A 23,617-nucleotide genomic window follows, 5' to 3' on the forward strand; every position below is an offset into this window, starting at 1 on the left:
GTTTTTATTCTTCAATTGTTTGTACTGCTGGTTTACTAGAAACTTTTTCTTGTAACCATTGAAATAATATAAATAGAATAGGAATTACGAATACTCCTAACATGGTTCCGATTAGCATTCCTCCTGCGGCACCTGTACCGATAGAGTTATTTCCTTCTGCTCCAACACCTTTTGCTAATACTAATGGCATTAAACCTAGAATAAAGGCAAACGATGTCATTAAAATTGGACGTAAACGTGCTTTTGCACCATGAATTGCTGCATCTACAATGCTTTCTCCGTTTTTACGTCTTTGTAGAGCGAACTCTACAATAAGTATGGCGTTTTTGGCGAGTAGACCAATAAGCATGATTAAGGCAATTTGGAAATAAATATTATTTTCTAAGCCAAAGAACTTAGTACTAATATAGGCTCCAAATACCCCAAATGGTAGTGATAACACTACGGCAAACGGTAATAGGTAACTCTCGTACTGCGCACTTAACAAGAAGTAAACAAATAGAATACTTAATGCGAAAATGAATATGGTTTGGTTACCTGCACTTACTTCTTCTCGTGTTAAACCAGAATAGGCAACGGTATAATTGTTTGGTAACTTCGCGACTTCTTCCTCAATAACTCTAATCGCATCACCCGTACTAAAACCTGCGTTTGTAGCACCAGTTATAGATGTAGAATTAAATAAGTTAAAACGTGTTACCGATTGTGGTCCATAAACACGCTCTAATTTTACAAACTGTGTAATTGGCGTCATTTCACCAGAATCTGTACGTACATACATGCTATTTAAATCATCTACATTTGCTCTGTCGTCTGGCAAAGCTTGAATATACACTCTAAATTGTTTCCCAAATCGAGAGAAATCTGAAGCGTAAATTCCACCAATATAACCTTGTAATGTTGAGAATATGCTGTTAATCGGTACACCTTTTTCTTTTGCTAACGGTACATTAACTTCCATTTCGTACTGTGGATAGTTTGTACTGAAAGAGGATTGCGCGTATTTAATTTCTGGATGTGCCATTAAAGCCATCGCGAAATCTTTATTCGCTTTATCTAAGTCTGAAAACTCGCCACCAAACTTATCTAATAAATTTACCTCAAAACCAGCCGAATTACCAAAACCACGGATACTTGGTGGTGAAAAGAAAATAATATTTGCATCTTTTATTCCTGCAGCAACTCCAAATAACTTACCTGTAATGGCTTGTACGGAAGTTGAAACATCTTCACGGTCGGCCCAATCTGCTAATTTTATAATACCAAAACCATAATTACTACCTGTTCCGTTAATTAAACTTCTACCTTTAATAAAGTTTACGGCAACAATACCTTCAATATCTTTTATTTTACCGTATAAATCTCTAGAAACAGCATCTGTTCTATCTAAAGAAGAACCTTCTGGTAATGCAATATTTGCGAAAATAATACCTCTATCTTCATTTGGTACAAATCCAGTAGGTGTTGTGTTAGATGCCCAAAAGATTCCAGCAACAGCTAAAATTAATAATAAAGGCGATACCCATTTTACTTTGTATAAAAAATGAAGTGATTTCCCATATCGGTCAATTGTAGCATTAAAACCACGATTAAAAAGTTTATAAAAACGCTTTAATGGACTCTTTCCTTTTAGCTCTTCATCATCTTTATGTGCCTTTAATAATAAGGCACATAATGCCGGACTTAAAGTCAATGCGTTTACTGCTGAAATTAAAATAGCAATAATTAAAGTAACACCAAATTGCTCGTAAAATACACCTGTAGGACCAGTTACAAACGTTACCGGAATAAATACCGCTGCCATTACCAAAGTAATAGATATAATAGCTCCAGATATTTCGTTCATGGCAGTAAGTGTCGCCTTTTTAGGGTTCTTTTCGCCTTGGTCCAATTTAGCATGTACAGCTTCCACAACCACAATAGCATCATCTACCACAATACCAATAGCAAGTACTAGCGCGAATAGTGTTAACAAGTTAATTGAATACCCGAAAATATTCAAGAAAAAGAACGTACCAATAATAGAAACCGGAACGGCAATTGCTGGAATTAATGTAGATCTAAAATCTTGCAAGAAGATAAACACTACTAAGAACACCAATAAGAAGGCTTCTAATAAAGTACTAATTACCTTTTCGATAGAAGCATTTAAGAATAAACTCGTATCGTAAGGTACAAAAACGTCTAATCCTTCTGGAAGGTCCTTTTTAACCGACTCTAAAGTCACTTTAATGTTTTCAATAATTTCTCTTGCATTCGATCCTTTGGTTTGGAAAATACCCATAAAAACCGCTGGATTACCCATACTCATAGCGTTAGCTGCATAAGATTGTGCGTCTAACTCTATAGTTGCCACATCGTTTAGACGTAGAAACTCTCCATCACCTAAGGCTTTAATAACGATGTCTGCATATTGTTGTTCATTTTTAAAACGTCCTCCATAAGTTAATGTGTATGAAAACGCTTCACCATTATTCTGACCTAAAGAACCTGCAGCTGCTTCTAAATTTTGTTCTGCTAATGCTGCTGTAATATCTGAAGGTATTAAACCATAGGTTGCTAGTTTGTCAGGTTTTAACCAAATACGCATAGCATAATCTTGTTGGGAGAATAAACTAACATCTCCAACACCACTAATACGTTGCATAGCAGGTACTACGTTTATTTTTAAGTAATTCTGAATAAATGTAGCGTCATAATCTTCATTTTCAGAATACATTGAAATAAACATTAAAGCACTCGTTTCTTGCTTTTGTGTTATTACACCAGTTTGAATAACCTCTTGAGGTAATAAAGCACTTGCACGTGACACACGGTTTTGAACGTTAACTGCAGCAATATCTGCATCTACTTCTTGATTAAAGTAAACGGTGATTTCTGCTGTACCTGTATTAGATGCTGTAGAGGTAATGTAACTCATACCTTCCACACCATTAATTTGTTCTTCTATAGGTATAATTACACTCTCTAAAACAGTTTCTGCATTGGCTCCTGCATAAGATGCCGTTACTTTAATTGTTGGTGGTGCAATATCTGGATACTCTTCTATAGGCAGACTCGATATACTAATAACACCAAGTACTACTATGATAATAGAAATTACCGTTGAAAGAACCGGTCTTTCAATAAATGTTTTTAACATAACTAAATAAGTTTATGGTTTTCTAATTTTTAAATAATACAGCTACGGGCTTAATAGCCTCCTCAAAAGGTGTGTCTTGTGGAGTAATAGGCATTCCTGCTCTTAATTTTCCTACTCCAGAAACAATAAGTTTATCACCTACTTTAAGTCCAGATTCTACAACATATAAGTTACCTACAGTACCTTGTACTTTTATAATATTAGATTTTACTTTATTATCTTGATCAACAGTAAAAACCATGATATCTTTTTGCTGTTCAAACGTTGCTGATTGTGGTACCACAATAGCGTCTTTGTATTCTATTGGAAGTCTAATTTTACCACTGTTACCATTGGTTAAAATCTCGTTTGGATTATCAAAAGCAGCTCTAATTTTTATAGTCCCTGTACTTTCGTTAATTTGACCTGTACTGGTTTGAATACGTCCAGTTTCAGAATAAATTTTTCCATTAGCTAAAACTAAACTTAGATCTGGTGAGTTTTTAATACGCTCTGCTTTGTTTTGTCCTTCAAACCTTTGTAAGTGATCTATATATTGCGCTTCGTTAAAACTAAAAAAGGCATAGACTTGGCTAATGTCACTAACAGTAGTTAACGGGTTACTATCGTTTGGGCTAATTAAAGCACCTTCTCTAAAGTTAATAGCACCAACGTAACCGTCTACAGGACTTTTAATAGTGGCATAACCAATATTAGCAGAAACTCCACTTAGAGCAGCTTTTGCTTGTGCTAAATTAGCTTTTGCTGTTTCTAACTGTACAGCACTAATAATATTTTTTTCGACTAAAGGAACTAATTTTTCTACTTCCACTTGTGCCACATTTACACGTGCTTTTGCAGCACCTGCATCTTGGCTTAAAGACTGTGTTTCTAATTTAAATAAAGGTTGTCCTTTACGAACTTTTTGACCTTCATCTACTAATACGTTTTGAATGTAACCCGAAACTTTGGCTCTTACATCACTATTTACAATACCTTCTATGTTTGTTGGGTATTCCTGGTAACCAGTTACTGTTTTTTGTTGTATCGCAGTTACAGGAAAAGCGGGAGGAGGAGCTTGTTGTGTTGCGGCAGCTTGTTCGGTTTTATTGCCACAGCTAAAAACGACTAAAATAAGACTTAGCGTTAATATGGAGTATAAGTTATTCTTTTTCATTGTTGTTAACTTTAAATATGGAATTGGTTGTTTATTAATTTATCTCTTAATTCTTTAACTGAAGCTGTAGCTTCATCTACAAATTTGACGTAATCGTTGTGAAATGTTAAATCGAACTTCTCGTCGTTGTTTTCAATTTTTATCTCATTTTGAGTTTCTTTATAATCTTTAATTTCTAAATGAATAGCGCGTTCTTGATCCCAGTGGCTTATCATTCTATCCACATGTTGGATAATGGTATTTTTATTGATTATGAAATACTTTTTACGATCGCCCGTTTTTGTGAAATATTCAATTTTATTTAAATCTTGTAAATGGTTAAGATGGGTTGAAATCGTGCTTTTACTAGCACAAAGAATGGATACCATATCTTCGAAAGTGGCACCTCTTTTTCCCGTAAGAATTATGTACGCCAATATACGTGCAGCAACTGGGGCTAATTGCTCTCTGGCTTCTAAATGCACTCCTAGTTTCTCAACTAAGCCCATTTTTTTTTGACAGATATTATTTTTCATTTTTAATTATTTTGTTTCTATTTTCTGAAAACGAATTATTTATTTTCTGAAAATTCTCTGCAAATATATTTTTTAGTTCGGAACAAACCGAACTAATCGAAGTTAATTTATTGTTAAATAAAAAAAGCTCGTAGACTTTTTTAAAATTTAAAAGAAAAATAGGCTAAGTTTTGGATGTTTTACTAGATCCCACACGAAGTATGAGATACCCAATAATTGCGGAAATAAAAGACCCAATAAGGATGCCTATTTTAGCAGAATCGATAAATTCTGGTGTAGAAACAAATGCCAAACTAGCTATAAATATAGCCATTGTGAAACCAATACCCGCTAAAAAAGCAACGCCTATAATTTGCTTGAAACTAATATCGCTAGGTACTTCTATCCATTTTAATCTTTGAGCAATAAATACAATAGAAGTAATCCCTATAGCTTTTCCTAAAACTAAACATATTATTATATTAATGACTAAAGCGATATCTAAATTATCCGAACCAGAAATTAACACACCTGCGTTGGCAAGCGCAAAAATAGGAATGATAAAATAGGCCACCCAGCCGTGTAAGCTATGCTCTAAATGCTGTAATGGCGATTGAAATTTAGCCGACCAATCGTTTAAATTATCTACATGGCCAATTTGCTCATGCGAGAGAATGGGTTTTTTTAACACACTAGCGGTTCTAATATTATTATATACATTTTCTAGTTCTACTAAAAATTTAGAAGTATCAATTTTTTGTCTAATAGGTACAGAAAAAGCTAACAAAATACCGGCTATCGTTGGGTGAATACCAGATTTTAAGAATAAAAACCAGATAACAATTCCGAAGAAAAACATGATAAATTTAGAATAAATCCCTTTATAAGATAGGAAGTATAAAATGGCAAGCATAGCTAGTGCAATCAACAATAAAGTGATATTGATGTTTCCACTATAAAAAATTGCAATAACTAAAACAGCTCCTATATCATCTACAATAGCAAATGCGGTTAAAAATATTTTAAGACTTAAAGGCACGCGTTTGCCAAGTACATTTAAAATAGCTAGTGAAAACGCAATATCCGTAGCCATGGGTATACCCCAGCCTTTAGCAGTTTCAGGGTTTTGATTTAAAACTAAAAAGAAGATTACCGGTACCAACATACCTCCTAAAGCACCAACCAACGGAAAGGCTATTTTTTTCGGCGTATTAAGTTCACCAATTAATAACTCTCGTTTTATTTCTAACCCAATTAGAAGGAAGAATATAGCCATCAGCCCATCATTAATCCATAAAATTAAAGGCTTCTTAAACTCAAAAGTTTCTGTTACAATTCCTAAATCATATTGCCAAAGTTCTCTATAACTATCTCCATAAGGAGAGTTTGCCCAAACCAAAGCAAGAAGCGTAGCAAACATGAGTAGAATACCACTGAAACTTTCAATTTTTACAAATTTTTGAAAGGGTGTAAGGAAAACTCTTTTAATCATATAAATAAGGTTTTTATAAATAAATGTTAACTTCAAATATAAGATTCCGAAGTCATAAAAACCTCACGCTATTGTTGACTTTAAAGAATATTTAACATTAAAAACACACTGAAAAACAGCCCTTTAGCTAATGCCTTTTATTTAGTTTTTACGACGGTTTTTTCAGAAAAACAAACCATGATGTGTAATTCCGAAGCAAATTCATTAAACAATATTAAAACTACTTTAAAAAGGTATTTCATTCTTCAATCTAAAACCGCTAAATTCGTAACATAACAATTGGTTTACTTCAAAATCTTAAAATTTCAATATGAAACAACTTATAGCACTTTTATGTCTTGCTTTTACAGCATTTACTTTCGGGCAGGTTAATAACGATTCGGCTCTTAGTATCGATGAAATTATGCAAGGTGAAGATTTTGTAGGCTATTTACCAACAAGTGTTAAATGGGCAGATAATAGTAAAGCTATTTATTTTAGTTGGAATCCGGATAACGATACCATTCCGTCTACTTATCAAGTAGATATTAAATCAAAAAAAATAAGTAAATCATCGTTTGAAGCGCTTAAGCAAAAATCAAATTTAGGTGAATATTCCAAAAACGGAAAATGGATGGTTTACCAAAAAGATGGCGATTTATTTTTAATGAATACCGGTAATTATTCTAAAAAACAAATTACAAATACTATTGATCGAGAATCTAATCCTGTATTTTCTGGTGATGAAAAATCGATTGTTTATAAGCGAGATAACAATTTATTTCAATGGCATATTAGCAATGGTACCATTATGCAACTCACTAATTTTAAAACGGGAAGTGAAAAGGAGGAGCCTAAGCTTAGCACGAAAGAGCAATGGCTAGAAGACGATCAATTACAATATTTTAATATCCTCGAAAAGCGTAAAAACGAAACTGACGCCAGAACATATAGAAACGAACAATTGGTTTCTAATCATCCTAAACCTATATTTTTAGAAGATAAAAATTTGGTTGATTTTGATATTTCTGCCGATTTAAACTTTGTAATTTATAGCTTAAGGATTCCTCAAAAACATAAAAACACTAACGTACCTAGTTACGTTACCGAAAGTGGTTATACCGAAAATTTAAATGCTAGACCTAAAGTTGGTGTTACTCCAAATAGCTACGAATCTTGGATTTTAAATATTAAAACCGGAGAAGCCTATCAAATAAAAACCAATGAGCTAAGCGGTATTAAAGACAAACCAAAATACTTAAAAGAATATGCTGAAAATCCATCAGAATATAAAGATACTTTTGATGACCCGAGAGGTGTGGAAATAGGTAGTCCTGTGTTTTCTGGTAATGGAAAAGCATTAGTAAATATAACATCTCAAGATAATAAAGACCGCTGGATTATGTTGGTGAATCTAGAAGATGGAAGTTTAAAACAGATTGATAAACAGCATGACGATGCATGGATTGGTGGCCCTGGAGTCGGTTGGTTTTCTCGTGCCGAAATGGGCTGGATAGATGAAAGCAATATTTGGTTTCAGTCCGAAAAAACAGGCTATTCACACTTGTATACAGCCAACATAAATTCTGGTAAAATAAAAGCGTTAACTCAGGGTGAATTCGAAATTCAGGAAGTTAGCCTGTCAAAAGATCGTAAAACTTTCTTTATAACGAGCAACAAAGTGAGTCCGCACGAACAGCATTTTTATCACTTACCAGTAAAAGGAGGCGAAATGGTACAAATTACATCGCGCCAAGGTGGACATGAAGTAACCATTTCTCCAGATGAAACTAAGCTGGCTATTCGTTATTCTTACACTAATAAACCTTGGGAATTATATGTGATGCCTAACAAAGCTGGAGCGAAAATGACGCAGTTAACCGAATCGACCACCGATGCTTTTAAATCTTATAAATGGATAGATTCCGAAATTATAAACTTCACTGCTCGCGATGGCGAAAAAGTTCCAGCAACACTTTACAAACCTACCGAAGCTAAAAAAAATGGTGCCGCCGTAATATTTGTTCATGGCGCAGGTTATTTACAAAATGTACACCGCTGGTGGCCGGGCTATTTTAGAGAATATATGTTTCATAATATTTTGGTAGATAATGGTTACACGGTTTTGGCTATAGATTATAGAGCTAGTAAAGGTTATGGTCGCGATTGGCGAACCGCAATTTATCGCCACATGGGCGGGCAAGATTTAGACGACCAAGTAGATGGTGCTAAATATCTAGTAGAAAACCAAGGTATCGATAAAGATAGACTCGGTATTTACGGCGGATCTTACGGTGGGTTTATTACCTTAATGGCTATGTTTAATGCGCCCGATACTTTTAAAAGTGGTGCGGCGTTGCGCTCTGTCACAGATTGGGCACATTACAATCACGGCTATACAGCACCTATTTTAAATACGCCTTTTGAAGATCCTATAGCTTATCGACAAAGTTCACCTTTGTATTTTGCTGAAGGTTTAAAAGGTAACTTATTAATACTTCATGGTATGGTTGATACTAATGTCCATTTTCAAGATGTGGTTCGTTTATCTCAGCGGTTAATTGAGTTGAAAAAAGAAAACTGGGAATTAGCTGTTTTTCCAATGGAAAGTCATGGATTTGTTGAAGCTTCAAGCTGGTCCGATGAATACCGACGCATATTTAAACTTTTTCAGGAGACGCTTAATTAATTATTTATTTTGTTTCGTTTGAAAGAGAGAATTGTTTTAGATGAAGTTTGAAATATATCACGCATGAATTAATTATTTATTAACAATAAATCTTTGATTATTTTGCCATAATTAATCTTCTGAGAGCTGCAGTAATTATTGAAAAATTCAAATTATTAGCAGTCAATTGGGTAGCGTATTTCACCTTTTTATTTAAGTCTATATTCGGTTTTCGAGTAAAATAATTGACGTTTGTATTTTATTTTATGGTAATTTTAATGCAGAATTATCATCATGGTTTTGCTGCCATAAATCACCCCAACATGAGTAAAAACCGATCTATTGTTCATATGGATTTAGATACATTTTTTGTGTCTTGCGAGCGCCTACTTGATAGTCGTTTAATAGGTAAGCCTGTGCTTATTGGTGGCACATCAGACCGTGGTGTTGTGGCGTCTTGTAGTTATGAAGCTCGAAAATTTGGTATTCATTCTGCAATGCCTATGCGTTTGGCAAAATCACTTTGTCCGGAGGCTGTTGTTTTACGAGGGAATTCTGGAATTTACAGTAATTTTTCTAGAGATGTTACCGATGTTATAAAGGAAAGTGTTCCAGTTTATGAGAAATCATCTATCGACGAATTTTATATCGACTTAACAGGTATGGATAAGTTTTTTGGTTGCCATAAACTAGCTTCGGAATTACGACAACGTATTATGAAGGAAACGGGACTGCCTATTTCTTTTGGACTATCTATTAATAAAACGGTTTCTAAAATAGCGACAGGAGAAGCCAAGCCTAATAATGAAATAAGAATTTTATCGGGTAATGAAAAACCTTTTTTAGCACCGCTTTCTGTTCGGAAAATACCGATGGTTGGCGAGGTTACGTATAAATCACTTTGCGATTTGGGTGTAAAACGCATCCAAACCGTGCAAGAGATGCCAATGGATTTAATGCATAAAGTACTTGGTAAAAATGGGTTAAGTATTTGGAAAAAAGCAAATGGTATTGATCTTAGTCCTGTAGTGCAATATCAAGAACGAAAATCCATTTCAACCGAGCGTACCTTTAATAAAGATACCACAGATGTTTCTAAACTAAAAAGTATTATTGTGGCCATGACCGAGAATTTGGCTTATCAATTACGGCGAGGTAATAAATTAACGGCTTGCGTTACTTTTAAAATTAGGTATTCCGATTTTCAAACGTATACCCAACAACAGCGTATTCCGTACAGTGCCATGGATCATAATATTATTCCGGTCGTTTTAGATTTGTACAGAAAGCTGTATAATCGCCGATTGTTGGTGCGTTTAATTGGGGTGAAGTTTAGCCATTTGGTAGAGGGCGGTCATCAAGTTAACTTATTTGAAGATAACGAAAAGCAAATTCATTTAACCGAAGCTATCGATAAAATGCGTCAGCGTTATGGAGATCGCGCTATTGTGAGTGCTGCAGGTATGGATGCTAAAAGTATTAGTAGGTGGAACCCTTTTAATGGTGAGCCGCCGCCACTTTTACCAAATAGGAGGCGCTAGTTTTTTTTCTTCTGAAACTTACCTAAAACGAAAAACCTTCATTTTAATAGCTTTAGAGCATTAAAATGAAGATTTTTATTAAGTTGATTTTTTTACTTTTTAACTAACATATCTGGAGTAGCAACGGTTCTAAAACCAACATGCTCTGCAGAAGAATCTAAACTTGTACCCATGCGGGATGATACTCTGTAGCTTGCACAATAGGAGTCGCTACATAAAAAAGAACCACCTTTAATAATTTTTTCTTGAATGTATGGGGCGTTTGGGTTGTATGCTTTAGCGGCACCTTTTGGGTTATCAATAGAGGTGTTTAAAGCAGCAAGTTCGTCGTAATAATTTAGGTTGTACCAATCGGAAGTCATTTCCCAAACATTTCCAGCCATATCGTACAATCCAAAATTATTTGCAGGATATGTTTTTACAGGTGCTGTGAGTTCAAAACCATCTTTTAAAGTGTTGTTTACAGGAAATTCGCCTTCCCAGCTATTTGCTTGTTTTGATAAAATGGAGAGGTCGTCGCCCCAAGAATACGTTGCGTTTTCTTGGTTTGCTCTAGCAGCAAATTCCCATTCGGCTTCTGTAGGTAAGCGGCGTCCTGCCCAAAGGCAGTAAGCTTCAGCATCTTCATAACAAACGTGTACAACAGGATGGTTATCTTTACCTTCTATATTGCTATCTGGTCCACTTGGGTGTTTCCAGTTTGTACCAATAGACCAGCGCCACCATTGTGAGAAATCGTATAGATTAGGAACCGATGATTTTGTTTTTTTAAACATTAAAGAGCCGGGTTGTAAAACAGAATCGTGAGGTTTTGGAGTGCCTTCAGGAAGTTGTTTCTTCATTTCGTTCCAATCAATTTCACGTTCCGCCATAGTTACATAACCGGTAGCTTTAATAAATTTAGCAAACTCGGCATTAGTAACTTCGGTAATATCCATAAAAAAACCATCGACAGATACTGGGTGCTGAGGTTTTTCATGTTTCATGGCTGCTTGATCTTGCGGCACAGCACCTTGTAAAAAAGAGCCACCAGGAATCCAAACCATACCTTTTGGTGGGTTGTTGGTTATGCTATCATTTATTATTTTTTTTGCTATAATTTCTTCTGTTTTTGTAGAAACTTCAATTGCTTCTGTGTTTTTATTTTTACATCCAAAAACAGTAGTAATTATAAAGAACGCTAAAAAGTAATGTGTGTGTAGTTTCATTTAATTGGTTTTAAATTTTTAAGGAAAACAAAAATATCGATAATATATTCAATAGGTTGCTATGTTTATATTAAAGAATCTATTTTAACATTTAATAAACGGTTTCCTATCCGTTTGGTTTTAATTACCTTTGCGCAACTTATATAATTTGGTGTATGATTTATTCAATGACGGGTTACGGAAAATCTGTATTACAATTACCTACAAAAAAAATAACAATAGAACTAAAATCTTTAAACAGTAAAAGTTTAGATTTAAATGCGAGAATGCCTTCTATTTATAGAGAAAAGGAGCTTTCTATTCGAAAACTTCTTGCCGATAAATTGGTACGTGGTAAAGTAGATTTTTCTATTTATGTTGAAGCTACCGCTGAAGATACATCAACCCAAATTAACACACCCGTTGTTAAACAATATATGGAGCAGTTACGGCAAGTTGTTGATGGAAACGAGCTTGAATTATTGAAAATGGCAGTTAAATTCCCCGATGCGTTAAATACGGTTCGTGAAGAAATTGACGAAAATGAGTGGAAAACAATTTCAGGTGAAATAAATACCGCTGTTGCCGATTTAAATAGTTACCGATTAAATGAAGGAAAGGTGCTTGAGCAAGATTTTATTAATCGCGTAAATTCTATTGATGCTGTTTTAGAACAAGTTATTAAAATGGATCCTGAACGTGTTGAAGGTGTTCGAGAACGTTTACATAAAGGTGTTGCGGAGCTTAAAGAGAAATACGACGAAAACCGTTTTGAACAAGAATTGGTGTATTATATTGAGAAATTTGATATTACTGAAGAAAAAGTTCGATTAAAAAATCACTTAAATTATTTTATAGAATCGATAAATTCGGAAGAATCTAACGGTAAAAAATTAGGGTTTATTAGTCAGGAAATGGGGCGTGAAATAAACACAATTGGTTCAAAAAGTAATTATGCACCTATGCAACAATTGGTAGTGCAAATGAAAGATGAACTAGAGAAAATAAAGGAACAGTTATTGAATGTGCTTTAAAAAAGTCGCGTTTCATAGTGGCAATGCTCAGTTGCCAGTGGCAGTAAAATAGTATTATAGATTATGGCAGCAACAAATAAAAAACAAGGTAAACTTATAGTGTTTTCTGCACCTTCGGGTTCTGGTAAAACAACTATAGTGAGGCATTTATTAGGCTTAGATAAGTTGAATTTAGAATTTTCAATCTCGGCAGCATCTCGGGAGGCTAGAGGTACAGAAATTGATGGCACTGATTATTATTTTCTTTCAACTAGTGAATTCAAATCTAAAATTAAGAATGATGAGTTTTTGGAGTGGGAAGAGGTTTATCGCGATAATTTCTATGGAACTTTAAAAACTGAAGTAGAACGTATTTGGGCAAAAGGTAAAAATGTGATTTTTGATATTGATGTTTCTGGTGGGTTACGAATTAAACGAAAATTCCCAGAAGAAACCTTGGCTATTTTTGTAAAACCACCAAGTATCGATGAGCTTAAAATTCGACTTAAAAAACGTAAAACCGAAAGTGCCGATAAAATAAATATGCGAGTAGCCAAGGCGTCTGCCGAGTTAGCAACTGCACCACTTTTTGATGTTATTGTTGTAAATGACACATTGGAACATGCGCTAGAAGAAGCTGAAACTTTAGTAAGCAACTTTGTAAATTCTTAAAATAAGTTATCAATGAAGATTGGATTGTATTTTGGGTCGTTTAATCCTATTCATATTGGGCATTTAGTGATAGCAAACCATATGGCGGAACATAGTGATCTAGATCAGGTCTGGTTTGTGGTAACACCACATAATCCGTTTAAAAAGAAAACAACTTTGCTTGATAATTACCAGCGTTTAGAGTTGGTGTATTTAGCTACTAAAGATTACGATAAGCTTGAGCCTAGTGATATAGAATTTAATTTACCGCAGCCAAATTATACTATAAACACTTTAGTTCATGTTCAAGAAAAATATCCAAACCATGAGTTTTCTTTAATTATGGGGGAAGATAACTTGAAGAGTTTCCATAAATGGAAAAACTACGATGTTATTTTGGAAAACCATGATATTTATGTGTATCCGCGTATTTCTAAAGATACTGTAGATACTCGATTTACTGGTCATGATAAAATACATGTTATTAATGCACCTGTAATGGAGTTGTCTTCTACGTTTATTCGGAATGGTATTAAAACTGGTAAAAATGTAAAACCCATGTTGCCAGAAAATGTTTGGGAGTATTTAGATGAAATGAATTTTTATAAGTAGTTTTATTTTATTCAGTATGGGTTCAATTGTAATTATCCAAAGAGTTTTTTATTTTAGAACGAACGAGAGTGTATTTAATAATTATGATAATAAGTAGCGTTGTAAGGCCGCTTATTATCATAATTTATAATTTAAGAATTCATTAAATCTTCAATTTCATCAGCCTCTAAGGGAATGTTTTTCATTAAATTAAAAGGTGCTCCTGTTTTTTGGATAACAACATCATCTTCTAAACGAATACCAAAACCTTCTTTTGGGATATAAATAGCAGGTTCTACGGTAAAAACCATGTTTTCTTGCATAGGCTCTGTTAAAATACCATAATCGTGTGTGTCTAACCCCATGTGGTGACTTGTTCCATGCATAAAATATTTTTTATAAGCAGGCCATTCTGAGTCTTCATTTTGTACGTCAGCTTTATTAAGTAAGCCTAGGTTTAAAAGTTCGCTTGTCATTATTTTTCCAACTTCAGCGTGGTATTCAGCCCAGTCAGTACCCGGAATAAGCATTTTTGTTGCTTCATTTTTAACATTTAAAACAGCGTTGTAAACTGCTTTTTGTCTGTCTGTAAAACGACCAGATACAGGTATTGTTCTTGTCATGTCACTAGAGTAGTTCGCGTATTCTGCGCCAACATCTAATAATATTAAATCGCCTGCTTTACATTGTTGATTGTTTTCTATGTAATGAAGTACATTAGCATTGTTTCCCGAAGCTACAATAGGTGTATATGCAAATTTTTTCGATCTATTTCTTAAAAACTCATGCATAAATTCGGCTTCAATTTCGAATTCCCAAACGTCTGGTTTAACAAAGGATAAAATTCTACGAAAGCCTTTTTCTGTAATATCACAAGCTTGCTGAATTAAATCTAACTCAATAGGGTCTTTTACAGAGCGTAACCGTTGTAAAATAGGGTTGCTTTTTGCTACGCTATGTGCAGGATATTTATCTTTTATCCATTTTGTAAAGCGATCTTCACGAGTTTCTGTTTCTACATTAGCGCGGTAATGTTCGTTGGTGTTAATGTAAACAGTATCACATTGCGTCATGATTTCAAACATGATTTTTTCCATGTCTTGCAACCAGTATACCGTTTTTATGCCACTTGTTTCAAAGGCTTTTTCTTTAGTTAGTTTTTCGCCTTCCCAAATCGCTATATGCTCATTGGTTTCTTTTAAAAAAAGAATTTCTCGGTGTTTTTCCTTTGGGCAATCAGGAAATAATACTAAAATACTTTCTTCTTGGTCAACTCCACTTAAGTAAAAAATATCACGATGCTGTTCAAATGGCATCGTGCTATCTGCGCTTATTGGATAAGTGTCGTTCGAATTGAAAACAGCTAAGCTTTTAGAAGTCATTTTATTGGCAAAATTTCTTCTGTTTTTTACGAATAGATTAGCGTTTATTTGATGGTATTTCATGATGATGTATTTAAAATATGTATTTAAAATACAAAAATAATGTTTTATTCAAAGATAAGTTAGCATAAAAAAAATATTGGGATATAGCCAAAATATGGTAAATTGCCCCTCTAATTAATTAATCCTCATTGAATTATCTAAAATTGTTATTATGAAAAGAACAAATACACGAAAAGTACTTCTCTCGGTACTAGCTAGCTTATTCGGTGTGGCTAGTTTTAATGCGCAGGTTATGCTGAAAGAAATACCTCTAAGTCAGCAAATTGAATCTTCAGGCTTAGTTGTTGAAGGAAAAGTAATTTCAAAAGAATCTTTTTGGAATGCAGATCAAACTAATATTTATACTATTAATACCGTTGAGGTTTACAAGATTTTTAAAGGAAATCCAGTAGAAATAGTACAAGTTATAACTACAGGAGGTACAGTAGGGAATATGTCACAAAAAGTTTCACCCAGTTTAAATTTAAATGCCAATGATGTTGGTATATTTACTTTGGCTAGCGATGTTAATGTTACTAGTAATGGGTTTAGACCTTATAGTGGTGTTCAAGGTTTTTATAAATATGATTTAAATAGAGATGTTGTAATAAATCCATTTAATAAAAGGGAAGGTATTGAAACATTATATACTGAAATTCTATCTAAAACTAAAGCTGATTTTTCTGAGGTTTTAAAATATAATGTTGCAGAACAAGCAAACAAAGCAGCAAAAAGTGCAAAAGTATTAGCTCCTGCTAGTATTTCTTTTACGGATCAACCAGTTAGCGCAGGAACAAAAACTGTTTTAACAATAAATGGAACTGGATTCGGCTCTGTAAAAGGTGGTGTTGGATTTGCTAATTCTAGTGATGGAGGAGCATCTGTTACTTATGCTTTAGACTCACAAGTTTTAACTTGGACAGATGAACGAATTACTGTTGAGATACCTTCTTTGGCAGGAACTGGGCTTGTAACTATTGTTGATTCAAATAATGATTCATCAGTATCGGAAGAGGTATTAATAGTGTCTTTTGCATTATTAACTAATGAAAATGCTGGTAAGGCTTATCCTGTTCAATATTATGGGGCAAACGGAAATGGAGGTCTTACTTGGAGCATGAGTACTGATCTTTCAAGTAATAGTAGCGCTAATCTGGCTTTTATGAGAGCATTTGAGACTTGGCGTTGTGAAACTGGAATTAATTGGGGAGTAAGTGCTAATACAACAACTCAGAATAGCGCAGGACTTGATGCTGAAAATGTTATAGCTTTTAGCCCTAATTTACCTGAAGGGTATTTAGGAGCAACAACTGTGTACTATGATTCTTGTAATGCTTCTGATTGGGTTGTTGCTGAAGTAGATGTAATATTTGATGGTAAAACAGACTGGTTTTATGCTGAGGATGGTTTTGTTTTTGGATTTGATTTTGAAACTGTGGCATTGCACGAGTTGGGGCATGCTCAATTACTAGATCATGTAATTGATGAAAGTGATCCAATGCATTTTAATATACAAAGTTTTATTGCGAATCATGAATTAAGTGATTCAAATAAAGAGGCAGCAAATATTATTGTAACCAATAGTACAACTAATGCTGTTTGTAGTTATCAGTTAATGAGTGGATATTCATGTCTATTAGGAATTGAAGAAGATGTTTTAGAAAGTGGTGTTGATTTATATCCAAACCCTGCCAAAACAGAATTTTTTATTAAAAAATCAGTTTCAATTAATCTAGAATTTGTAATTATTTACGATGTTAATGGTCGTTTAATTTCTAAACATGATGTTTCTAAGACTTCAGGACTTCAAACTATAAGTTTATCTGGAATTTCTAAAGGACTTTATTTTGTAAATATTAGTTCCGATTTAGCTTCAATTACTAAAAAACTTATTGTAGACTAATAATTACTTTTTCAATGTATTAAACTCATCTTATATTTTCTAAATTTAGAAAATATAAGATGAGTTTTTTTTGATTATAATCCTTCAAAAGGAAAAATAAAACGATTATTAAAACATGTTCGAAGTATTCAAGGTGATTACTTTTATGTATCTTCAACTTATTATGGAATAAAGAGCAAATTTTTTAAAAACACATTTAACGTTAAATGTTATGTCTTTGGTTAGTATAACGGATTTTTAATAAAGAGTCTCTTTTTGAGAATCAACTAGTTAGTGAGAATAGCTATAAAAGTCATTTTAATTTTCGGTTTTATTTTTAGTTTATAAAGGTAGTTTGTCTTAAAATTGAAAAATAAAATATTCAATTTTATTAAAAAAATTACTACAACGTATTCGTTCAACATACATAGTGTCTGCGAGGTGTAAATATAAGGAGTATCAATGCTAGTAAGAGTTTTAGGTGACAATTATCATAAAACTTATTTTAGTAAAATTATATTTTTGCTGGGTAGATAAAACTAAATTTTTCATAATATTACAATAAAATAAATATTATTACTCATGGAACTTTTTTTAGAATTACTCACTAAAGACTACTTTGTGTTATTTCTAGTTATTGGCTTCGGAATTGCTCTTGGAAACGTTAAGATAAAAGGGGTTAATTTCGATACTTCAGCTGTTATTTTTGTTGCGATTTTTTTCGGCTATTTATACAATCTGTATGGCATTACTTTTAGTATCCCTCCTATTATACAAAGTGTGGGGCTGGTTATGTTTATATATACCATAGGGATGCAAGCAGGACCTTCCTTTTTTAGTTCTTTTAAAGAACAAGGCATAAAATTAATAGCTCTAGCAGGAATTACCGTAATTACGGGCGGAATTACGGCGGTATGTATCTCTTATATTTATGATGTAGATATGAACATGATGAGTGGTTTATTGACAGGAGCATTAACATCTACGCCAGGTTTAGCTGCGTCTATTGAGGCTTCTCATTCTTCTTTGGCATCTATTGGTTATGGAATTGCGTATCCTTTTGGTGTTTTAGGTGTTATCTTATTCGTGAAATTAGGGCCGGCCTTATTTAGGGTAGACATAAAAAAAGAAGAAAAAAACTTTGAAGAAATGTCGAATTCTTCCACTCCGATGATAATTAATAAAAACTTGATTATCTCTAATGAAAATGTTAATGGCAAAACCATTAAAGAGTTGAGAATACGCTTCATGACAAAGGCTAATATTTCGCGTGTAATGAAGCCTAATCAACTTCCTATCTCTCCAACAAAAGATACCGTTTTGGAAACGGGAGATATTATTAAAGCCGTGGGAACTGTAAACGCGTTAGAACGGATAGAAGTTTTATTAGGGAAAGTTACTGATATACAAATTCCTCGCAGTGAAACTTTCGAAGTTAAATGGTATGTAGTAAGTAATGATGCTGTTGTAAATAAAACGATTAGAGAATTAAATCTTCTTGAAAACTATGCGGCCACAATTACACGTATTAGAAGAGCAAGTATCGATTTGGCTCCGCACCCAACAACTCAAATAAAATATGGTGATAAAATTCTGGTTTCTTGCTCTGTAGGTAATGTTTCTGCGGTTACGCAGCTCTTTGGAAATAGTCTAAAAAGAATTGGGCAAACTAGTTTTTTACCAGTAGCATTCGGAATTGTTATAGGTATCATTGTTGGAGCTATTGCTATTCCTTTAGGCGGTATACATCTTAAACTGGGTCTTACCGGTGGGGTGCTTTTAGCTTCCATATTTTTAAGTTGGAAAGGAAAAGTAGGACCAATAATTTGGAACTTACCTGGTCCTGCAAACCAAATATTACGACAGTTAGGGCTTCTATTGTTTCTAACTCCTGTAGGTTTAAGCGCAGGACAAAGTCTAGTTTCTGCTATTCAAGAACACGGTGCTGTTTTGTTTCTTTTTGGAGCTTTAATTACTTTAATTCCAATGATTACCACGGTGCTTACAGGGCGTTTCATTCTAAAAATTAATTTTTTATCTATACTAGGTGCGTTAACAGGAGGAATGACATCTACTCCTGGGTTAAGTGCTACAGATTCAATGACCGAATCTGAAGCGCCACAAATTGCCTATGCTGCAGTTTATCCTTTTTCATTAGTACTTATAATAATTGTTGCTGAAATAATGGCAATCTTATAAATGATTATGGGTTAAATATAAAATTGGAGTAATTAAAAATTAAGTGATATGGGTTATTAAACTTTTTAAGAATTTAGTAACTCGAGTATTATAATAACATTGATGATTTGGCTTTATTATTAAATTGAAGCCTATTAAAAATCATCTTAATTTTATGTAGCTTTTCGACTATCATAAATCGTGAAAACATGCGTTTATATGAAAAATTTGTAGGCGTAAAAGCTTGTGGAATAAAGAGATGTGTTGAGTTACGGGCTCTTTGTTATAACGATTCTAAATAGTTAAAAAAAGGGATTTTTATTTCAGTAAATAGTATCTAAATAGTACATTTGTTATCAACTAAAATAATTTAAAATAATGGGCGGATTTTTTAAATCTTCAATTGGAAGAAAAGTTGCTATGGCACTTTCTGCATTCTTCCTCATGTTTTTCTTAATAATACATTTAGCAGTAAATATTACTTCTTTATTTGGTGAAACGGTCTTTAACGACATGTCTCATTTTATGGGAACCAATCCTTTAATACAATTTGCTTTGCAGCCTGTATTAATTTTTGGAGTTGTATTTCACTTTGTAATGGGATTTGTATTAGAGTTGAAAAACAAAAAGGCAAATGGAGTTGCTTATGTAAAAAACAATGGTGCAGCTAATTCTACTTGGATGAGTAGAAACATGATTTACAGTGGTCTTGCTATATTAGCATTTATTGTGCTTCACTTTATTGATTTCTGGATACCAGAATTAAACACTAAATACGTAGTAGGTGATATGTCTGGTATGCATGATGGTAATTTTAGATATTACCATGAGTTGGTGGAGAAATTCCAAAACCCAGCAAGAGTTGTTGCTTACGTTGTAGCATTTGTACTTTTAGGATTGCATTTAGCACACGGATTTACATCTGCATTCCAATCGATGGGAGTAACGGCAGGACGTAAAAAAACACTTCAAAGTATAGGGAAAGGATATTCTATTATAATACCATTAGGGTTTATAATAGTAGCAATTTCTCATTATTTTAACCATTAATCTTATTATATATGGCTTTAGATTCAAAAGTACCAGAAGGTCCAATTAAAGATAAATGGACAAATTATAAAGACAAAATTAATCTTGTTAACCCTGCAAATAAACGTCATATTGATATTATTGTTGTAGGAACAGGATTAGCAGGTGGTTCTGCTGCTGCAACATTAGCAGAATTAGGATACAATGTAAAAGCTTTTGCTTATCAAGATTCTCCTCGTAGAGCGCATTCAATTGCAGCTCAAGGAGGGATTAATGCAGCAAAAAATTACATGGGAGATGGAGATTCTAATTACAGATTATTTTACGATACTGTAAAAGGAGGAGATTACCGTTCTCGTGAAGCAAATGTTTACAGGTTAGCAGAAGTTTCTTCAAATATTATTGATCAATGTGTAGCACAAGGGGTTCCTTTTGCACGTGATTATGGTGGTTTGTTAGACAATCGTTCTTTTGGAGGGGTTTTAGTTTCAAGAACTTTTTATGCAAAAGGACAAACAGGACAACAATTATTATTAGGATGTTATTCGGCAATGAACCGCCAAATTGCTCGTGGTAAAATTGAAATGTTCAATCGTCACGAAATGTTAGATGTTGTAAAAGTTGATGGTAAAGCAAGAGGTATTATTGCTCGTAATTTAATTACAGGAGAAATAGAACGCCACTCTGCACACGCTGTTGTAATTGCAACTGGAGGATATGGAAACGTTTATTTCTTATCTACCAATGCAATGGGTTCTAACGCAACTGCTGCTTGGAAAATTCATAAAAAAGGAGCGTATTTCGCAAATCCTTGTTTTACACAAATTCACCCAACGTGTATTCCACGTTCTGGAGATTACCAATCTAAATTGACGTTAATGTCAGAGTCATTACGTAATGATGGTAGAATTTGGGTTCCAGCAAAAATAGAAGATGCAAAAGCAATTCAACAAGGTACATTAAAGCCAGTACAGATTGCGGAAGAGGATAGAGATTATTATTTAGAGCGTCGTTATCCTGCATTTGGTAACTTGGTACCTCGTGATGTAGCTTCTAGAGCTGCAAAAGAACGTTGTGATGCTGGTTATGGTGTAAATGCAACAGGAGAAGCTGTTTATTTAGATTTTGCTTCTGCTTTTCAGCGTTATGGAAAACAACAAGCTAAATTAAAAGGAATAAAAAATCCTTCTAAAGAAGAAATTGTAAAATTAGGACAAGAAATTATTGAAGAAAAATATGGGAATTTATTTCAGATGTATGAAAAAATCATCGCTGAAAACCCGTATGAAACTCCAATGATGATATATCCAGCAACACACTATACAATGGGTGGTGTTTGGGTTGATTATAACTTAATGACTACTGTTGAAGGTTTATATTGTATTGGTGAAGCAAACTTCTCTGATCACGGAGCAAACAGATTAGGTGCTTCCGCATTAATGCAAGGTTTAGCCGATGGTTATTTTGTTCTACCTTATACTATTGGAGATTATTTATCTGATGATATTAGAACAGGAGAAATTGCTACGGATACAAAAGAGTTTGATGAAGCAGAAAAAGAAGTAAAAGATAAAATAGATTTCTTTATCAATAACAAAGGAACTAAAAGTGTAGATTATTTCCACAAACGTCTTGGTAAAGTAATGTGGGATAAAGTAGGAATGTCTCGTAACGAAAAAGATTTAAAAGAAGCTATGGCAGAAATTAAAGCGATTCGTAAAGAATTCTGGAAAGACGTAATGGTTCCTGGAAGCGCAAGCGAAATGAATGCTGAATTAGAAAAGGCAGGTCGTGTAGCAGACTTTTTAGAATTAGGAGAGTTATTTGCTAAAGATGCTTTAGTAAGAAATGAATCTTGCGGTGGACACTTTAGAGAAGAATCTGTAGAGTTAGATGGTGAGCAAAAAGGAGAGGCGAAACGTAATGATAAAGATTATGCTTTTGTATCTGCTTGGGAATATAAAGGAGAACCTGCAGATGCAGTTTTACATAAAGAAGAATTAGAATTTAAAGATATAGAACTAAAACAACGTTCATACAAATAATAAAGACATTATGAATTTAACACTTAAAATTTGGAGACAAAAAGACGCTGGTTCAAAGGGTCAAATGGTAGACTATAAAGTGACTGATATTTCAGAACATATGTCTTTCTTAGAAATGATGGATGTTTTAAATGAACAATTAGTAAATTCTGGTGAAGAACCTGTTGCTTTTGATCATGATTGTAGAGAAGGTATTTGTGGTGCGTGTTCTTTATACATAAATGGTGAAGCTCATGGTCCTGATAGAGGTATTACTACTTGTCAGTTACACATGCGTATGTTTAACGATGGAGACACTATTACTATAGAGCCATTTAGAGCATCAGCATTTCCTGTAATAAAAGATTTAATTGTAGATAGAATGGCTTTTGAGCGTATTCAACAATCAGGTGGTTTTATTTCTGTAAATACTTCTGGTAATACGCAAGATGCTAATGGACTTCCTATTTCTAAGCATGCAGCAGATGAAGCTATGGATGCAGCGGCTTGTATTGGTTGTGGTGCTTGTGTAGCTACTTGTAAAAACTCTTCTGCAATGTTATTTGTGGGCGCTAAAGTATCTCAATATGCTTTATTACCACAAGGGCAAGTAGAAGCTGCAGATCGTGTACAAAACATGGTTGCACAAATGGATTTAGAAGGTTTTGGAAACTGTACTAATACAGGTGCATGTGAAGTTGAGTGTCCTAAAGGAATTACTTTAGAGAGTATTGCAAGAATGAATAGAGAGCTTATGAAAGCTTCTATATAATTTCAAAATAATTTATATTTATAAAAAAAGCTTATATCTAATTGATATAAGCTTTTTTTTATGTCTTAAATTGTCGTTTAAAATAAATTAAACATATTGGCATAAGTATGAAGTTTGAACGCTAACTTTTACTTGAAACTTTTCATTAGCATCAATAGAGTAAGATGCACCGGCTTTATAAATTTTCCATTCAGGTGCGTTTGGTAGTTTAACTTCCATTTCACCTTCAATAACACTCATAGTTTCGTGTGTAGATGTGCCAAATTCGTATGTTCCAACTTCCATAACACCTATGGTCGATTTTCCTGTTGCAGATGAATAGGCTAAAGATTTTACGTTGCCATCAAAGTATTCGTTTGCAGATATCATATGTTTAAAATTTTCAATTAGTTAC

At 33.7% G+C, this 23,617-nt stretch carries 17 protein-coding genes; 10 read left to right on the plus strand and 7 right to left on the minus strand.

Features of this window, described 5'->3' with window-relative positions; translation table 11 throughout:
* Positions 1–4 precede the first annotated feature (4 nt).
* The 4 genes from M4I23_RS03325 to nhaA all read right to left on the minus strand — a co-directional run bounded on the left by M4I23_RS03325 (position 5) and on the right by nhaA (position 6,284).
* Positions 5–3,142, minus strand: coding sequence for an efflux RND transporter permease subunit (locus tag M4I23_RS03325; RefSeq protein WP_158846817.1), 3,138 nt, complete (start codon positions 3,140–3,142; stop codon positions 5–7).
* A 22-nt stretch (positions 3,143–3,164) separates the two neighbouring features.
* Positions 3,165–4,298, minus strand: coding sequence for an efflux RND transporter periplasmic adaptor subunit (locus tag M4I23_RS03330; protein ID WP_249753441.1), 1,134 nt, complete (start codon positions 4,296–4,298; stop codon positions 3,165–3,167).
* A gap of 11 nt (positions 4,299–4,309) precedes the next feature.
* Entirely contained in the window at positions 4,310–4,813 is a 504-nt protein-coding gene (locus M4I23_RS03335; RefSeq protein WP_158846821.1) for a GbsR/MarR family transcriptional regulator, read from the minus strand.
* A gap of 163 nt (positions 4,814–4,976) precedes the next feature.
* Positions 4,977–6,284 (minus strand): Na+/H+ antiporter NhaA, encoded by a 1,308-nt coding sequence (gene nhaA / locus M4I23_RS03340; protein ID WP_249753442.1) that lies wholly within the window; start codon positions 6,282–6,284, stop codon positions 4,977–4,979.
* Between the two features lie 310 nt (positions 6,285–6,594).
* On the opposite strand from nhaA, the gene M4I23_RS03345 reads away from it, so the two are divergent.
* Both M4I23_RS03345 and dinB read left to right on the plus strand, forming a co-directional pair.
* Entirely contained in the window at positions 6,595–8,952 is a 2,358-nt protein-coding gene (locus M4I23_RS03345; RefSeq protein ID WP_249753443.1) for a prolyl oligopeptidase family serine peptidase, read from the plus strand.
* Positions 8,953–9,254: 302 nt separating this feature from the next.
* Positions 9,255–10,472 carry a DNA polymerase IV gene (gene dinB, locus M4I23_RS03350; RefSeq protein WP_249753444.1) on the plus strand — a complete coding sequence of 406 codons (1,218 nt, stop codon included), beginning with the start codon at positions 9,255–9,257 and terminating at the stop codon, positions 10,470–10,472.
* A 92-nt stretch (positions 10,473–10,564) separates the two neighbouring features.
* Here the strand turns inward: dinB and M4I23_RS03355 are convergent, their stop codons facing one another.
* Positions 10,565–11,680 carry a formylglycine-generating enzyme family protein gene (locus M4I23_RS03355; protein ID WP_249753445.1) on the minus strand — a complete coding sequence of 372 codons (1,116 nt, stop codon included), beginning with the start codon at positions 11,678–11,680 and terminating at the stop codon, positions 10,565–10,567.
* A 155-nt stretch (positions 11,681–11,835) separates the two neighbouring features.
* Here M4I23_RS03355 and M4I23_RS03360 point away from each other — a divergent pair, with 155 nt between their 5' ends.
* The 3 genes from M4I23_RS03360 (at position 11,836) to nadD (ending at position 13,935) form a co-directional block, all read left to right on the plus strand.
* Complete coding sequence (locus M4I23_RS03360; protein ID WP_249753446.1) at positions 11,836–12,693, plus strand: YicC/YloC family endoribonuclease; 858 nt, start codon at positions 11,836–11,838, stop codon at positions 12,691–12,693.
* Positions 12,694–12,756: 63 nt separating this feature from the next.
* Entirely contained in the window at positions 12,757–13,344 is a 588-nt protein-coding gene (gene gmk / locus M4I23_RS03365; protein WP_158846839.1) for a guanylate kinase, read from the plus strand.
* Between the two features lie 12 nt (positions 13,345–13,356).
* Positions 13,357–13,935: a nicotinate (nicotinamide) nucleotide adenylyltransferase gene (gene nadD / locus M4I23_RS03370; protein WP_158846841.1), complete on the plus strand. Its 579-nt coding sequence runs from the start codon at positions 13,357–13,359 to the stop codon at positions 13,933–13,935.
* A gap of 131 nt (positions 13,936–14,066) precedes the next feature.
* On the opposite strand, the gene M4I23_RS03375 is transcribed toward nadD, so the two are convergent.
* Positions 14,067–15,359 carry an aminopeptidase P family protein gene (locus M4I23_RS03375; RefSeq protein ID WP_249753447.1) on the minus strand — a complete coding sequence of 431 codons (1,293 nt, stop codon included), beginning with the start codon at positions 15,357–15,359 and terminating at the stop codon, positions 14,067–14,069.
* Positions 15,360–15,510: 151 nt separating this feature from the next.
* Here M4I23_RS03375 and M4I23_RS03380 point away from each other — a divergent pair, with 151 nt between their 5' ends.
* The 5 genes from M4I23_RS03380 (at position 15,511) to M4I23_RS03400 (ending at position 23,223) form a co-directional block, all read left to right on the plus strand.
* The gene (locus M4I23_RS03380) at positions 15,511–17,241 is read left to right on the plus strand and encodes a T9SS type A sorting domain-containing protein (RefSeq protein WP_249753448.1); all 1,731 of its coding nucleotides are present in this window, start codon (positions 15,511–15,513) and stop codon (positions 17,239–17,241) included.
* A 561-nt stretch (positions 17,242–17,802) separates the two neighbouring features.
* Entirely contained in the window at positions 17,803–19,419 is a 1,617-nt protein-coding gene (locus tag M4I23_RS03385) for an aspartate:alanine exchanger family transporter (RefSeq protein ID WP_158846847.1), read from the plus strand.
* 357 nt (positions 19,420–19,776) lie between these two features.
* The gene (locus M4I23_RS03390) at positions 19,777–20,448 is read left to right on the plus strand and encodes a succinate dehydrogenase cytochrome b subunit (RefSeq protein ID WP_249753449.1); all 672 of its coding nucleotides are present in this window, start codon (positions 19,777–19,779) and stop codon (positions 20,446–20,448) included.
* Between the two features lie 11 nt (positions 20,449–20,459).
* Entirely contained in the window at positions 20,460–22,472 is a 2,013-nt protein-coding gene (locus tag M4I23_RS03395) for a fumarate reductase/succinate dehydrogenase flavoprotein subunit (protein ID WP_249753450.1), read from the plus strand.
* A 10-nt stretch (positions 22,473–22,482) separates the two neighbouring features.
* Positions 22,483–23,223 (plus strand): succinate dehydrogenase/fumarate reductase iron-sulfur subunit, encoded by a 741-nt coding sequence (locus M4I23_RS03400; RefSeq protein WP_249753451.1) that lies wholly within the window; start codon positions 22,483–22,485, stop codon positions 23,221–23,223.
* An 87-nt stretch (positions 23,224–23,310) separates the two neighbouring features.
* Here the strand turns inward: M4I23_RS03400 and M4I23_RS03405 are convergent, their stop codons facing one another.
* Positions 23,311–23,592: a pyrimidine/purine nucleoside phosphorylase gene (locus M4I23_RS03405; RefSeq protein WP_158846855.1), complete on the minus strand. Its 282-nt coding sequence runs from the start codon at positions 23,590–23,592 to the stop codon at positions 23,311–23,313.
* Positions 23,593–23,617: the final 25 nt, after the last annotated feature.

Origin of the sequence: Algibacter sp. L4_22 (assembly GCF_023473045.1) — a bacterium.
Lineage (GTDB): Bacteria > Bacteroidota > Bacteroidia > Flavobacteriales > Flavobacteriaceae > Algibacter.